The 14946-nt window shown below is 62.3% G+C and carries 12 protein-coding genes; 8 read left to right on the top strand and 4 right to left on the bottom strand.

Annotated features, from left to right (window positions below):
• Positions 1–58: 58 nt before the first annotated feature.
• Genes K9B37_RS10190 through lpdA form a run of 4 tightly spaced genes read left to right on the top strand, consistent with a single transcriptional unit; the run spans position 59 to position 5025 of the window.
• Entirely contained in the window at positions 59–1291 is a 1233-nt protein-coding gene (locus K9B37_RS10190; RefSeq protein WP_224312963.1) for a 3-methyl-2-oxobutanoate dehydrogenase (2-methylpropanoyl-transferring) subunit alpha, read from the top strand.
• A gap of 2 nt (positions 1292–1293) precedes the next feature.
• Complete coding sequence (locus tag K9B37_RS10185; protein WP_224312962.1) at positions 1294–2307, top strand: alpha-ketoacid dehydrogenase subunit beta; 1014 nt, start codon at positions 1294–1296, stop codon at positions 2305–2307.
• Positions 2308–2312: 5 nt separating this feature from the next.
• Positions 2313–3623 carry a dihydrolipoamide acetyltransferase family protein gene (locus K9B37_RS10180; RefSeq protein WP_224312961.1) on the top strand — a complete coding sequence of 437 codons (1311 nt, stop codon included), beginning with the start codon at positions 2313–2315 and terminating at the stop codon, positions 3621–3623.
• A 4-nt stretch (positions 3624–3627) separates the two neighbouring features.
• On the top strand, positions 3628–5025 hold the full coding sequence (lpdA, locus tag K9B37_RS10175) for a dihydrolipoyl dehydrogenase (RefSeq protein ID WP_224312960.1): 1398 nt from the start codon (positions 3628–3630) through the stop codon (positions 5023–5025).
• Between the two features lie 24 nt (positions 5026–5049).
• On the opposite strand, the gene K9B37_RS10170 is transcribed toward lpdA, so the two are convergent.
• Genes K9B37_RS10170 through trhO form a run of 3 tightly spaced genes read right to left on the bottom strand, consistent with a single transcriptional unit; the run spans position 5050 to position 6520 of the window.
• Positions 5050–5499: a DMT family transporter gene (locus K9B37_RS10170; RefSeq protein ID WP_224312959.1), complete on the bottom strand. Its 450-nt coding sequence runs from the start codon at positions 5497–5499 to the stop codon at positions 5050–5052.
• A gap of 36 nt (positions 5500–5535) precedes the next feature.
• Positions 5536–5757 carry a SlyX family protein gene (locus K9B37_RS10165; RefSeq protein WP_224312958.1) on the bottom strand — a complete coding sequence of 74 codons (222 nt, stop codon included), beginning with the start codon at positions 5755–5757 and terminating at the stop codon, positions 5536–5538.
• Positions 5750–6520: an oxygen-dependent tRNA uridine(34) hydroxylase TrhO gene (gene trhO, locus K9B37_RS10160; protein ID WP_224312957.1), complete on the bottom strand. Its 771-nt coding sequence runs from the start codon at positions 6518–6520 to the stop codon at positions 5750–5752. The genes K9B37_RS10165 and trhO overlap by 8 nt, the downstream gene beginning before the upstream one ends.
• Positions 6521–6847: 327 nt before the next feature.
• Here trhO and K9B37_RS10155 point away from each other — a divergent pair, with 327 nt between their 5' ends.
• From K9B37_RS10155 to K9B37_RS10140, 4 genes are all read left to right on the top strand, one after another.
• Positions 6848–7609 (top strand): 4'-phosphopantetheinyl transferase family protein, encoded by a 762-nt coding sequence (locus K9B37_RS10155; RefSeq protein WP_224312956.1) that lies wholly within the window; start codon positions 6848–6850, stop codon positions 7607–7609.
• Positions 7610–7628: 19 nt separating this feature from the next.
• The gene (locus K9B37_RS10150; RefSeq protein ID WP_224312955.1) at positions 7629–11636 is read left to right on the top strand and encodes a Pls/PosA family non-ribosomal peptide synthetase; all 4008 of its coding nucleotides are present in this window, start codon (positions 7629–7631) and stop codon (positions 11634–11636) included.
• Between the two features lie 185 nt (positions 11637–11821).
• Positions 11822–13126 (top strand): NRAMP family divalent metal transporter, encoded by a 1305-nt coding sequence (locus K9B37_RS10145; RefSeq protein WP_224312954.1) that lies wholly within the window; start codon positions 11822–11824, stop codon positions 13124–13126.
• A 240-nt stretch (positions 13127–13366) separates the two neighbouring features.
• Entirely contained in the window at positions 13367–13912 is a 546-nt protein-coding gene (locus K9B37_RS10140) for a DUF1003 domain-containing protein (protein WP_224312953.1), read from the top strand.
• 58 nt (positions 13913–13970) lie between these two features.
• Here K9B37_RS10140 and K9B37_RS10135 read toward each other — a convergent pair whose 3' ends face one another.
• Positions 13971–14861: a LysR family transcriptional regulator gene (locus K9B37_RS10135; protein WP_224312952.1), complete on the bottom strand. Its 891-nt coding sequence runs from the start codon at positions 14859–14861 to the stop codon at positions 13971–13973.
• Between the last annotated feature and the right edge of the window lie 85 nt (positions 14862–14946).

Here is a 14946-nt window from a genome sequence, read left to right as displayed (position 1 = left end):
AAACGGATGATGCTTCTAGTTTTCTTCCCGAGAGGGCCCAAGAAACATGAATTCAAACATGACTTCGCACCAGCCGTTGACCCTACAGGTTCCCGAGCCGGCCGTACGGCCCGGTGGAACGCCGGATTTCTCCAACGTGAAGATCCCGAAGGCCGGGGCCGTTCCGCGACCCGAGGTCGATGCGGATCCCGAGAGCATTCGCGACCTGGCCTATTCCATCATCCGAGTGCTCAATCGAAACGGCGAGGCCGTCGGTCCTTGGGCCGGACTTCTGAGCGATGAGGAGCTGCTCGAAGGTTTGCGCCACATGATGACTCTGCGCGCCTTCGATGCCCGCATGCTGATGGCGCAGCGGCAGGGCAAGACATCTTTTTACATGCAGCACCTCGGCGAGGAGGCGATCAGCTGCGCGTTTCGCAAGGCGCTTTCTCCTGGTGACATGAATTTTCCGACCTATCGCCAGGCCGGTCTTCTGATCGCTGACGGCTATTCCATGGTCGACATGATGTGCCAGGTATATTCGAACTCGCGCGATCCCCTCAAAGGGCGCCAGCTGCCGATCATGTATTCGTCGAAGGACCACGGCTTCTTCACGATTTCCGGCAATCTGGCGACCCAGTTCGTGCAGGCCGTCGGCTGGGCCATGGCCTCCGCGATCAAGAATGACACCAAGATCGCTGCGGCATGGATCGGAGACGGCTCTACGGCCGAGTCGGATTTCCATGCGGCTCTCGTCTTCGCGTCCACCTACAAAGCGCCCGTTATTCTCAACATCGTCAATAACCAATGGGCGATCTCGACGTTTCAGGGGATCGCGCGCGGCGGCTCGGGCACCTTCGCGGCGCGGGGCTTGGGCTTCGGGCTGCCGTCGCTGCGCGTCGACGGCAATGACTACCTGGCGGTGTACGCGGTCGCCAAATGGGCTGTCGAGCGCGCGCGCCGTAATCTCGGACCGACCCTCATCGAATACGTGACCTATCGGGTCGGCGCGCATTCTACTTCCGATGATCCTTCCGCCTATCGTCCGAAGACCGAGTCGGATGCATGGCCGCTCGGCGATCCCGTCATCCGACTGAAGAACCATCTGATCGTCCGGGGCGTCTGGTCGGAGGAGCGGCACAAGCAGGCAGAGGCCGAGATCCTCGACACGGTCATCGCGGCGCAGAAGGAGGCCGAGAGCTACGGTACGTTGCACGCCGGGGCCAAACCGTCCGCACGCGACATGTTCGAGGGAGTCTATGCCGAGATGCCGCCACATCTGCGCAAGCAGCGTCAGCAGGCGGGAGTCTGATCATGGCACGGATGACGATGGTCGAGGCGATCCGCGACGCCATGGACGTCATGATGGGACGGGACGACGGCGTCGTCGTCTTCGGCGAGGACGTCGGCTATTTCGGCGGCGTCTTCCGCAGCACGCAGGGTTTGCAGCAGAAATACGGAAAGACCCGCTGTTTCGATACGCCGATCAGCGAGGCCGGCATCGTCGGAACGGCGATCGGCATGGCGGCCTACGGCCTCAAGCCCTGCGTCGAGATACAGTTCGCGGACTACATGTATCCGGCCTACGATCAGATCGTCTCCGAGGCGGCGCGGCTGCGATACCGCTCCAACGGCGAGTTCACCTGTCCGCTGGTGGTGCGGATGCCCACCGGCGGTGGTATCTTCGGCGGCCAGACCCATAGCCAGAGCCCCGAGGCGCTGTTCACCCACGTCTCGGGCCTCAAGACCATCGTGCCCTCCAATCCCTACGACGCAAAGGGATTGCTGATCGCCGCCATCGAGGATCCGGATCCGGTGATCTTCCTGGAGCCCAAGCGCCTCTATAACGGCCCCTTCGATGGGCATCACGACCGGCCGGTGACTCCGTGGTCGAAGCACGATCTCAGCGAAGTTCCGAGCGGCTATTTCACCGTGCCGCTCGGCAAGGCGACGGTGGTTCGAGAAGGATCGGCTATGACGGTCCTGGCCTACGGCACCATGGTCTATGTCGCTCAGGCCGCAGCTGCCGAGACGGATATCGATGCGGAAATCATCGATCTGAGAACGCTGCTGCCTCTCGACATGGACACCATCGCGGCATCGGTCCGGAAGACCGGCCGGTGCGTCATCGTCCACGAGGCGACCCTGACGTCCGGATTCGGCGCGGAGCTCGCCGCTCTCGTCCAGGAGGCCTGCTTCTTCCATCTGGAAGCGCCGATCGCCCGCGTAGCCGGATGGGACACTCCCTATCCTCATGCGCAGGAGTGGGACTACTTCCCCGGACCGGCCCGCGTCGGGCGCGCTCTTGTCGAGACGATGGAGGGCTAGAGAAGATGGGCGAGCATGTGATCAAGATGCCCGATGTCGGCGAGGGCATTGCCGAGGCGGAACTCGTGGAATGGCACGTCAAGGTCGGCGATCTCGTGCGCGAAGACGCACTCCTCGCGGCCGTGATGACGGACAAGGCGACAGTGGAAATTCCCTCTCCGGTAGAGGGCAAGATCCTGTGGCTCGGCGCCGAGATCGGCGACGTGGTGGCGATCGGCTCGCCGCTCATCCGCCTGGAGGTCGAGGGGGAAGGCAACGTGCGGGCCATGCCCGCGCAGGAGCCGAAGCCCGCCGAACCGGAGAAGTCGCCCGCTGTCGTGGAAGCAGTTGCGTTGCCGGAGCCTTCAAAAGAACGACGCGCAGCCCCGAGGAGCGTTGCACCTGCCGCCACCACCAGCAGCGAAGTTGCGGAGCAGCGGATCGTACCTGTTCCTCGAAGCGAGGGCGAAAGACCACTCGCTTCTCCCGCTGTGCGCCTCAGGGCGAAGGAAGCTGGAATCGATCTGAGACAGGTTCCCGGATCGGGCCCGGCCGGGCGGATCACGCACGAAGATCTCGATCATTTCGTCGCGCATGGCCGCCAGCCGTCGCCTGCACGGGGCCTTTCCCCGAACACATCGGTACAGGACATCAAGGTCGTCGGTCTGCGACGCAAGATTGCCGAGAAGATGGCGCTCGCCAAATCCCGCATTCCGCACATCACCTATGTGGAAGAAATCGACGTCACGGCGCTGGAGGATACGCGCAATGCACTCAATCAGCAGAAGCGGGCCGATCAGCCGAAACTGACGATCCTTCCGTTCCTCATGCGCGCGATGGTTAAGGCCATTGCCGAACAGCCGCATCTCAATTCCCTGTTCGACGACGATGCCGGCATCATCCACCAGCATGGCGGCGTGCATATCGGAATTGCGGCGCAGACGGGTGCGGGCCTTGTGGTGCCGGTCGTGAAACATGCGGAAGCGCGCGATCTCTGGAGCTGTGCCGCCGAAGTCAACCGCCTGGCGGAGGCAGCAAAAGCTGGCACGGCGACGCGGGACGAACTGGGCGGTTCGACCATCACCATCACGTCCCTGGGGGCCATGGGCGGCGTCGCCACGACGCCGGTCATCAACTATCCGGAAGTCGCCATTATCGGCGTCAACAAGATCATGATCAGGCCCGTCTGGAACGGGGCATCCTTCATGCCCCGCAAGATGATGAACCTGTCCTCCAGCTTCGACCATCGGGTCGTCGATGGGTGGGATGCAGCCGTCTTCATTCAGCGCATCAAAGCGCTTCTGGAGACACCGGCCTTGATCTTCGTGGAAGGCTGACCCGATGAAGGACATTTCCTGCAAACTGCTCGTCATCGGCGCCGGCCCGGGGGGCTACGTCTGCGCCATCAGGGCCGGGCAGCTCGGCATCGACACGGTGATCGTCGAAGCCGGAAAGCCCGGCGGCACATGCCTGAACATCGGCTGCATTCCCTCGAAGGCATTGATCCATGCCGCCGAGGAATACGAGAAGATCGCGCGCTGGGCGGAGCATCCGAACGCGCTCGGAATCGCAACAGCGAAGCCCACACTCGATCTTGCCAAGACCATCGCCTGGAAGGACGGCATCGTCGGTCGTCTCAACGGCGGCGTGTCCGGTCTGCTCAAGAAGGCAAGAGTCAAAATAGTCCAAGGCTGGGCGACGTTCCGGGACGGGAAGACCGTCGCGGTAGAAACGGAGACCGGATTGCAGATCATCCGGGCGGAGAACGTGGTCATCGCGACGGGATCGGCACCGATCGCGCTTCCGAACTTGCCCTTTGGCGGCCCGGCGATCTCCTCGACGGAAGCGCTGTCGTTGTCGGACGTGCCGGAAAAACTGGTGGTCGTCGGAGGTGGCTATATCGGGCTGGAATTGGGAACGGCTTTCGCCAAGATGGGGTCGCAGATCACCGTGGTCGAAGCCCAGGAACGGATCCTGCCGCAATACGATGCAGAGCTGACTCAGCCCGTCGCCAAACGTCTGCGGACGCTCGGCATTGAGGTTCTAACGGGAGCGTCCGCCGTCGGAGTCGATGGAAAGGGGCAGGCGCTTCTCGTGAAGACGGCGCAGGGCGAGGACGCCCGTCTGCCGGCCGACAAAATCCTCGTGACCGTTGGAAGAAAGCCCGTCACGGAAGGGTGGGGGCTCGATCAGCTTGTTCTCGACATGGATGGCCGTTTCATCCGGATCGACGACCACTGCCGCACGTCGATGCGCGGAATCTACGCCATCGGCGACGTCACCGGCGAGCCGATGCTGGCACATCGCGCCATGGCGCAAGGCGAAATGGTTGCCGAGATCGTCGCCGGGCATCCGCGATCCTGGGACAAGCGCGCCATTCCGGCGGTCTGCTTTACGGATCCCGAGATCGTCTCGGTCGGTGCGAGCCCGGACGAGGCCAGGGAGGGCGGCGTCGAGATCAAGACGGGGCTTTTCCCCTTCTCGGCAAACGGACGCGCCATGACGAAGCTCGACGAGCAGGGCTTCGTTCGTGTCGTCTCGCGGGCGGACAACCACCTGGTGCTCGGTATCCAGGCGGTGGGGCAAGGCGTTTCGGAGCTTTCCGCCGCCTTTGGCCTTGCTCTGGAAATGGGTGCAAGACTGGAAGATATCGCCGGAACCGTTCACGCCCATCCGACCCAGGGCGAAGCATTCCAGGAGGCAGCCCTGAAGGCCCTCGGCCATGGGCTCCATATCTGAGGGACGATGCTCTGGAAGTCGGCTTTAGCCTGCGCGGGACAGGATGAGGCCGCTGAAGATCAGAGCAGCCGCGAGAAGGCGCTGCCAGGATATGCCCTGGACCGGTAGACCGAATGCGCCGATGGCGTCGAGCAGCAGAGCGGCGGCAAGCTGCCCGAAGACCAGGGCCGCGATGGTGCTGACGGCGCCGAGCTGCGGCACGCCCCAGATCACCACGGCCACATAGAAGGCGCCGAGAAGGCCTCCCAGCCACGACCACCAGGGAGCCGCGGCAATCGCCGATCCGGTGGGCCAGGCACCACGCGCCATGCTGATAATGCAAAGGATCAGAAAGCCGATCCCGAAAGAGAGGCACGCTGCCAGCAGAGGATCGCCCATGGCGCGCGCCAGGGCGGCGTTGACAGGGGCCTGTGCGGCCAGCATCGCGCCGCCGGCGACGATGCCGAGGATGGGGAGCATGATGGTGAGGTTCATGAACGCGTTCTCGGGAGGCGGAGGCCGTAGATGGCCTCAATAGTGGGGAGGAGGGGGCTCGGTCCGCGGAGCGCCGCCGACCTGCTCCTCGGCCTCTCGGACCCTGTCGACCAGAATCGCGAATTGGCGGGTGAGGCTGTCGATCTGCTTCCACTGCTCGACCACGGCCTTGTTGAGATCCTCGATGATCTGATCCTGATGGGCGACCCGCATTTCCAGCGCGTCGATGCGAGCCTGGGGATTCTCGAAATCACTCATCGGACGGCCTTTCTTCCTCGGACACCGGCAAGTTCGGAACTTCCACGAGTCCGTGGCCGAGAGCAATGCGCTCGTCGAAGACGAAGCAGGCGCCGTTCCAGCGGCTTTCCTCTTCCGGAACCGTCTCAAGATATTTCAGGATGCCGCCCTTGAGATGGAAGACCTCCTCGAATCCTTCCGAGAGCATGAACGCGCTGGCCTTCTCGCAGCGAATTCCCCCGGTGCAGAACATGGCGACTTTCCTTTGCGCCTTCGGATCGAGCTCGCGCCTGACGAAGTCCTTGAACTCGCTGAATCTCTCGATCCGAGGATCCACGGCTCCGTCAAAAGTTCCCATCTCGACTTCGAATTGGTTGCGGGTGTCGATGAGGATCACCTCCGGGTCTTGGAGCAGCGTGTTCCAGTCGCTCGGGTCCACATAGGAGCCGACCCTGCGCGTCGGATCGACGGAAGGATCGCCGATGGTCACGATTTCCTTCTTGAGCCGGATCTTGAGGCGCTGGAACGGCATGGCCTCGGCGGTCGAGAACTTCAGCTCGAGATTGTCGAAGCGGCCTTCGAACACGCTGTCGTTGCGAAGATGAGCGACAAAGGCATCGATCGCCTCGGCCGCGCCTGCAATCGTGCCGTTGATGCCTTCAGGAGCGAGAAGGAGAGTTCCTCTCAGCCCGAGCGCCTCGCAGAGCGCCTTCAAGGGCTCCTTGAGCTGTCTGTAGTCCGGCAGGGAGACGAACTGATAAAGGGCGGCAACTTTGTAAGTCATTTCGGTGCTTTATCAGCCGGCGAAACCGCAGGAAACCCTTTCCGATTAGCCTTTTGAAATTGCCGGCAGCATGCTCGATCGGATCGATCTTTCGCCTTTGGATCAGGAAATGGCGCAAAGAAACTGGCATGCGTCATCGTCGCGCAGTCTTCCGCCGGACGTGCCTAACTGGAGTATTCGCTTCGGAAAATCTTCCGGCAAACTGTATTCGAGCGGCTCTTTGCCGCCATCATGACTTTTTCCCGGATTGCGTTCATCGGTCCTTCATGATGGTAAGTCTAGGTTTGGTTTGCTTCCGTATATCGTTGAGGAAGTGGCACCCTGATCATGATTTCGGTCTTCCATTTCGCTCTCTCGACCCTGTCGGGACAGGCGCGCTCGTCGTGCCTGGCAGCGTTTGACGACGCTGCCGGAGCGTCGGAGCGCGCGCGGGTCGAGCGCCTCGGGAGAGAGCATGATCGCCTGCTCTACCGGTTGAGCCACGGCCTCCTCCGTCTTGTGCTGGCGCGCGAGGCAGGCTGCGCACCCGATGAGCTGGTCTTTGCTACGTCGCCGGCTGGTAAGCCGATCTGTCCCGGCAGGCCATTCTTCAACATGAGCCATGCGGCGGATCGGGTCGTCATCGCCATCTCTCCCAACCGGGACGTGGGGGTGGACGTCGAGATCGTCGATGCCGGATCGGATGTGGGTCTTTCTGCCTCGATGGCCGTCGCGAAGGAGGATCGGATCGTCCTGCCGATTCTGGCCGAGGCGCGGGATCAGGCCGAGACGATGCTGTGGTCGATCAAGGAAGCCGCCCTCAAACTGACTGGCGAGGTCATGACCGATCCCGGCCATATGGCAGTGCGGCGGCTCCGGGACGGTTCGTTCCATGTCGGCCCCTCCCGCGCCGCGACGGCGCCGCTGCACGACGTCTTCGTCCGTCAGTCGTGGCTGGATTCAAGCCATGTTCTCTCTCTGGCGACGTTCGAGCCGCGTTCCGCGTCCCAGATCGTCGCCATGCCGGAGAGCTGGCATGGCCCACCCGGTCCGAACATCTCCGCTCGGGCGAACAGCTCAGCTTCGCAACCGTTTGCATGTCCTCTTTGAGAACCGAAACATTCATCCCATGTCCAATCCCCTTCGCGGCCTGACTCGTCCCGAATTTCTGCGCGACGAAGTTCTTTCCGAGATTCTCGAGGCAACCGTCCGGAAGTCGCCGGACCGTCCTGCTATCGTCGATGGCGATATCCGGCTGACTTATGCCGAATTGCATGATCGGGCTGCCGCAATGGCCTGCGGGCTCGTCGCCGAGGGGGTCGGACCCGGCGACGTCGTGGGGCTTTGGGTCCCGCGTGGATCAGACCTGCTGACGGCTCAGATCGCCATCACCATGGCGGGAGCGGCCTGGCTGCCGTTCGATTCCGAGGCGCCCGTCGAACGTATCGGCGCCTGCCTCCAGGACGTGGGCGCGAAAGGCGTCCTGGTCGCCGATGGCTGGTCCGGGCGCGTCGCGTCGCTTGGCGTGACCGTTCTCATGCCGAAAGCCCTGCACGCGAAAGGGCGCGGGCCATTGTCCAGCCCGCGGGATCGGGGTCTCTCTCCCGATCATCCTGCCTACGTGATCTACACCTCCGGATCGACCGGAAAGCCGAAGGGCATCACGGTCACCCATCGCAACATCTGCCATTTCCTGCGAGCTGCGAATGACCTCTATGGCGTTCGGGAGGATGACGTCGTCTTCCAGGGCTGCTCCGCGGCCTTCGATCTCTCCATGGAGGAGATCTGGGTGCCTTATCTCACAGGCGCCTGCCTCTGGGTCGCGCGCCAGGAGTTGCTGAGCGATACGGAGGCTCTCGCACGCACGATGCGCGACGCGGGCATCACGGTCATCGACACCGTTCCGACGCTGCTGTCGATGCTCGGCGACGATCTTCCCTCGCTCCGTCTCGTCATTCTCGGCGGCGAGGCCTGCCCTCCCGGTCTTGTGACGCGCTTCGCCGTGAACGGCCGCCGCCTCTTCAACAGCTACGGCCCGACCGAGGCAACGGTTGTCGCCACCATGGCGGAACTGAAGGCCGGCGACCCGATCACCATCGGTCAGCCGATTCCGAATTATACCTGCTATGTCGCCGACGAGACCATGGCGCTTGTTGCTCCCGGCGTTCAGGGAGAGCTTCTCATCGGCGGGCCCGGCATTGCCGCGGGCTACGTCGGACGGCCTGATCTGACTGCGGAGAAATTCATCTCCAACCCGTTCCCCTCGGATGGCTCCGATCCGATTCTCTATCGCTCGGGCGATGCCGTGACAATCGACGAGAACGGCCGCATCGTATTCCAGGGGCGCATCGACGATCAGGTGAAGATCCGCGGCTTCCGCGTCGAGCTGGGCGAAATCGAAAGTGTCCTGACGAGCTTCCCGGGTATCTCGCAGGCGGCCGTCGTCCTGCGCGAGGACGATGGCCTCGACAGGCTGGTGGCCTTCCTGCTGCCGCAGCGCGGGGTCGATCCGGATCCGACGCAACTTCGCCTTGCTCTGCACGAACGCCTGCCGCCCTACATGGTGCCGGCGCATTTCGAAACCGTTTCCGACCTCCCGCGACTTGCCGCTTCGGGCAAAATCGACCGCAAAGCGCTGAAGGTTCGGCACCTGACGGCTCCCATCGTCACCCTCGATCAGGATGAGCCCGCAAGCTCCACCGAGGCGGTGCTGCTCGCCGCTGCGAAGCGGGTCTTTCCCAATCAAGCCGTTCCGATGGAGGCCGACTTCTTCCTGGATCTGGGCGGCCATTCCCTGCTTGCCGCGCGGTTCGTCTCCTTCGTCCGTGAGAGTGCCCGCTTCTCCTCGATCACGCTGCAGGACATCTATACCGGGCGATCCTTGCGTGAGATCGCCGCACGTCTCGATACGCGCCTGACCGACGAAAAAGCGGGGGCGGCCGTTCGCGGGTTCGAGCCGCCGCCATTGATGCGCCGAATCCTGTGCGGCCTCGCTCAGGCCGCAGCGCTGCCGTTTCTCCTCACGCTGATGTCCGCGCCCTGGCTGTGCATCTTCATCAGTTACTCCCTCATCACCGGCGATGATGCATCGGTCGTGCTCGACACGAGCCTGATCTTCGCCGCCTACATGATGGTGAACGTCTTCACGACCTTCCTCGCCATCGGCGGCAAATGGCTCATCATCGGGCGCATCAAACCCGGCCGCTATCCGCTCTGGGGCGTGTACTACTATCGGCTCTGGCTCGTGCAGCGCCTTCTGAGCCTCGTTCACATGAAATGGTTCCAGGGTTCGCCCGCCATCCGCATCTATTTGCGCCTCCTTGGAGCCAAGGTCGGCAAGGACGCTCTCATCTCCGAGATCGATGCCGGTGCCGTCGATCTCGTGACGATCGGCGATCACGCCAGCGTTGGCGGAAAGGTGACCTTCTCCAATGCGCGCGTGGTCGGCAACGAGCTGATCATCGGACCGGTCGAGATCGGACGCGATGTCTCTATCGGCTCATCCTGCGTGATCGAGGAGGACGTCGTCATCGGAGAGGGCGCCGAACTCGCGGACCTGTCGGCTCTGCCTTCCGGTACCCAGGTTGGAGCCTGGGAGGCTTGGCGTGGGTCGCCAGGCAAGAAAGTGTCGGATCTCGATCCGACCCATCTGCCGCCAGCCGCCGAGGCGAGCAAGGTTCGCAGGTTCTCGCTGGCGACGTTCTTCATCGCCATGCTGGTCATCGCTCCGCCGATCGCGCTCATTCCGATCGTTCCGGCCTTCCATTTGATGGAGAAGGTCGATGCGATCATCAACCCGCTCATCGGCATCCATTACCTCTACTACATGCCGTTCCTGGCGATGCCCGCGGCCGCGATCATGATCTTCGCGACGGTGCTGCTGATCGCAGCCATTCGCTGGATCGTCCTGCCGCGGCTCAGGGCCGGCGTCTATTCCGTCTATAGCGGCCTCTATGCCCGCAAGTGGGTGGTCGGTCTGGCGACGGAAGTCATGCTCGACGTGTTGTCGTCGCTGTTCGCAACCGTGTACATGCGGGCGTGGTATCGTCTGATGGGGGCGAAAATCGGCAAGGGGTCGGAGATTTCGACCAATCTCGCCGGACGCTTCGATCTGATCGATCTGGGCGATCAGAACTTCATCGCGGACGATGTCGTTCTCGGCGACGAGGAACTGCGCCGTGGATGGATGACGCTCGGAACGGTCACGACCGGCTCGCGCGTGTTCATCGGCAACGATGCCGTCGTTCCTCCCGGCTATGCCATTGCCAACGGTGCGCTGATCGGAGTCAAGTCGAAGCCGCCGGAAGGCGGCAACGTGGGTGCGGACGAAACGTGGTTCGGATCTCCGCCCATCCAGCTGCCCGTGCGCCAGAGGTTCAATGCGGCGGTCGCCGACACCTATGAGCCGCCGAAGCGCCTTAAGATCGTCCGCGCGCTCTTCGAGGGCTTCAACATCACGTTGCCGACTGCTCTGTTCATCACTTTTGCAACCATGGCGATGGAAGTGATGGCGCCCGCCGTCATCCAGAAGCAGTGGGGCACGGCCCTTCTCCTCTGCATTGCCGCAAGCGTGGTGATTGCGGTCGGTCAGCTGCTGACTGCAGCAGCCTACAAGTGGCTGTTGATGGGGGCCTATAAGCCGACTATGCGGCCCATGTGGTCTTGGTGGGCGCTGCGTACGGAAGCCGTGGCGGTGATGTATTGGGGCATGGCCGGCAAGGGCATCCTCGATCATTTCCGCGGAACCCCGTTCCTGCCCTGGGCTCTGAGACTCTTCGGAACGAAGACGGGCAAAGGCATCTACATGGACACGACGGACATCACCGAGTTCGATTGCGTCAAGATCGGTGATTACGTGGCCATCAATGCCAATGCCTGCCTCCAGACTCACCTCTATGAAGACCGCCTGATGAAAGTGGGGCGTGTCCGGGTCGGAGAGGGCGTCTCGGTCGGATCCGGCTCGACGGTTCTGTACGATACGGAGCTGGGTAACTTCTCGAGACTTGGTCCTCTGACACTCGTGATGAAGGGTGAGTCGATCCCGGCGGGCGGAGAATGGTGCGGCTCGCCGGCTCAGGTGCGTACGCAGCAAGCCATGACCAAGGCTCCGGCTGCCGAGAAGCTCGAGATTGCTTGATGCGGTCCAGCTTCTGCGAAGCTGAACCCTGAGAGGTATGAAAGACCGGGCTGAGGATACCGCTTCCCGGATTCGGTTTCTTGAAAGTTCATCCGCTCACGTGGAGCGGATGAAGCGCTTGAGGAGGAACTCTTCCCGCAAGATGCACGTCACTTGATGTGCACGGCAGATCAGGATGTTCCGTGATGGCAGCGGATGAGGATATCGATCCGGAAGCGACGAGCCCGGTCGTATCGACGAGCAAGCCCCGGCTTCTCCAGATCCTGGGACCCGGTCTGATCACCGGGGCGTCCGACGACGATCCAAGCGGGATCGCAACCTACAGCCAGGCGGGTGCGCAGTTCGGATACACGCTCTCCTGGATGATGCTCTTCAGCTTTCCGCTGATGACCGCCGCCCAGATGATCAGCGCCCGGATCGGCCGCACCACCGGGCATGGGATCGCCGGTGTTCTACGGCTCCATTACCCGAACGGGCTTCTCCAGGTGATCGTGCTGCTCCTGCTAGTAGCCAACACGGTCAATCTCGGTGCCGATCTCGGTGCGATGGCGGATGCGGTCAATCTGCTGCTGCCCGGAGCCCGGCCGGCCTACATTCTCGTCTTTGCGGGCATATGCATCTACATGCAGGTTTTCCTGCAATACACGCGCTACGTCATGGTTCTGAAGTGGCTGACCCTGGCGCTTTTCGCATACTTCGCCACGCTTATCGCCGTTCATGTGAACTGGAGCCAGTTGGCGCTCAATCTCTTCGTGCCACGGATCAGTTGGGACGCGGATTATCTCACGACCATCGTGGCCGTTCTCGGCACAACGATCAGCCCCTATCTCTTCTTCTGGCAATCGGCCGAAGAGGTGGAGGATATCGCGGCCCATCCACGGCGCGTCGACCTCGTCGACGCACCGGAACAAGGGAAGGCAGCACTTCATCGCATCGAGGTGGACACCATGGTCGGCATGGCCCTGTCCAATCTCGTTGCCCTGGCGATCCTGGTGACGACGGCGGCGACACTCAACATTCACGGGATGACCGATATTCAGACGTCCGCTCAAGCTGCGGAAGCCCTTCGCCCCATCGCCGGGCGCTACGCCTTCTGGTTCTTCACTATCGGCATCGTCGGCACCGGCTTGCTTGCAGTTCCTGTTCTCGCGGGCTCCGCAGCTTACGCCATCGGCGAGGCTCGGCGCTGGCCGATCGGTTTCTCGCGCCGTTGGCAGGAAGCCAAGGCCTTCTATGCGACGGTCGCCCTGGCCACGCTCGTCGGCATGGCGCTGAACTTCACCGCCATCAACCCGATCAAGGCCTTGTTCTGGAGCGCGGTCCTCAATGGCGTCATTGCGGTCCCGGTCATGGTCACCATGATGTTGGTCGCGTCGCGATCGGACATCATGGGAAAGTTTGCCGTTCGTGGAGCGTTGCGGGGGTGGGGCTGGATTTCCACTCTGGTCATGGGCGTTGCCGTGATCGGAATGATTTGGACATCCCTCTAGGACGGTGCTTCATCGGATCGCAGCAAACCCCTTGACGGATGGGTTATCGAGGCGCATTTCCCTCATGTCCGCCTTGCCCTGCTCCGGCAGCTCAAGCGGCCTCACAGGAACCATGACCATTATGCCAAGCGACAGTCACAGTCGATTGACCGCGCCGTCTCGGCCCCGCGCAGACGCCTGATCGCTTGATCGGCTCACCTGCGACAGGGCCGCGACGGCCGGTCGAAAGGAAGGTGAGCCATGAACACGGAAGTGCGCTTCCTCGCCCAGCACCTGCTTCATGCTGGGCTTACTCCCCTCGATGCCCGGGATCGCCGCGTGATTGCGCGCGTTGCTCGGCGCGTTCACACGGCCCGGAACCTGAACCGGGAATTCGACGATCGCCTGACGATGGGCCAGCGCCTGGCCGACCGGGTTGCCGCAGTCGGCGGGTCCTGGGGCTTCATCGTCGGCTTCGGAGTCTTTCTCGGAATATGGGCGCTGCTCAATGTCGTTCTGCTCAGCGAGAAGGCTTTCGATCCCTATCCTTTCGTCTTCCTGAACCTACTCCTCTCGATGCTGGCGGCTCTGCAGGCTCCTGTCATCATGATGAGTCAGAACCGTCAGGCGGCGAAGGATCGGCTCGCTGCGGCGTTGGACTACGAGGTCAATCTCAAGAGCGAGGTGCAGATTGCAAACCTCGGCGACAAGATGGACGCTCTCCAGGCGCAGATGGAGCGCCTCATGGCCATCCAAGCGGCCAACTCGAATGCGAAGCCTGCAAGTACCATTATGAAGATCATCTGAAAGCACCAGCCCGTGCAGGAGAAGGACTCCTGCACGGCCGCTTGTCCACGACAGGCGCTCAGAATGCCCAGCCTTGAGCCTTGGATACCAGGAAATCCCGGAAAACCTGGACGCGGGCGACAGATCGCATTTCTTCGGGATAGACCAGATAGGTATCGAGCGACGGCATCTCGATGTCGCGCAGGATCTTCACGACGTTGCGCTTGCCTTCCATGGCATAGGCGGGCGCCATGCCGATCCCAGCACCGTTCTCGATGGCGTGCCGAAGGGCCAAGCTGTCGTTGACCACGAGATGCCGGGGGCGCGGATCCTTAACGTCCCGCCCGAGCGTGGCGAGCTGGTGCACGGCAAGGACGAAGGCCGGCTGATTTCCGCCCAGACATAGGATGCGGTGGTGGTCGAGATCCTCCACCGCTTTCGGTTCTCCGAAGCGCTCGAGATACGCGATCGACGCATAGGCGTGATAATGCACCGTGAAAAGGCGGCGCTGAATGAGATCCGGCTGGGCCGGTCTGCGGAGTCGAATGGCGACATCCGCCTCGCGCATGGCAAGATCCAGTTCCTCGTTCGTGACGATGAGCTGGATGTGGACATCCGGATAGAGATCGATGAACTCGGAGATCCGCTGAGCCAGCCATATGGCGCCCAGGCCGACCGTCGCCGTGACTTTCAGGGTGCCAGCCGGCAATTCGCTCGTTTCGGTCAGCCTGCTGCGCGTCGCCTCCAGGCGCATCAGCATTTCTTGAGCGGCCTGAAACAACATATCGCCCTGCTCCGTCAGGAGGAGGCCGCGCGCATGCCGGTGAAAGAGGGGGACCTTGAGCTCATGCTCCAAAGCGCTGATCTGGCGGCTCACTGAGGATTGATTGAGACCAAGATTCTCTCCGGCGCGGGTAAAGCTCCCCGCCTCGGCAACCTCATAGAACAGTCTGATCTTGTCCCAGTCCACGATATGTCTTCAGCTCTTGTTCCTGGCCGGCGAAATGCTCCGCCACCGCCCTGATGCTTCTTCAAACAGATGAACGCGGCAACCG

The sequence above is a fragment of the Microvirga puerhi genome, from assembly GCF_020089865.1.
In the GTDB taxonomy this organism is placed as follows: Bacteria; Pseudomonadota; Alphaproteobacteria; order Rhizobiales; family Beijerinckiaceae; genus Microvirga; species Microvirga puerhi.
The sequence above is the reverse complement of the archived record's forward strand: the minus strand, read 5'-3'. Positions and strand labels throughout refer to the sequence as shown.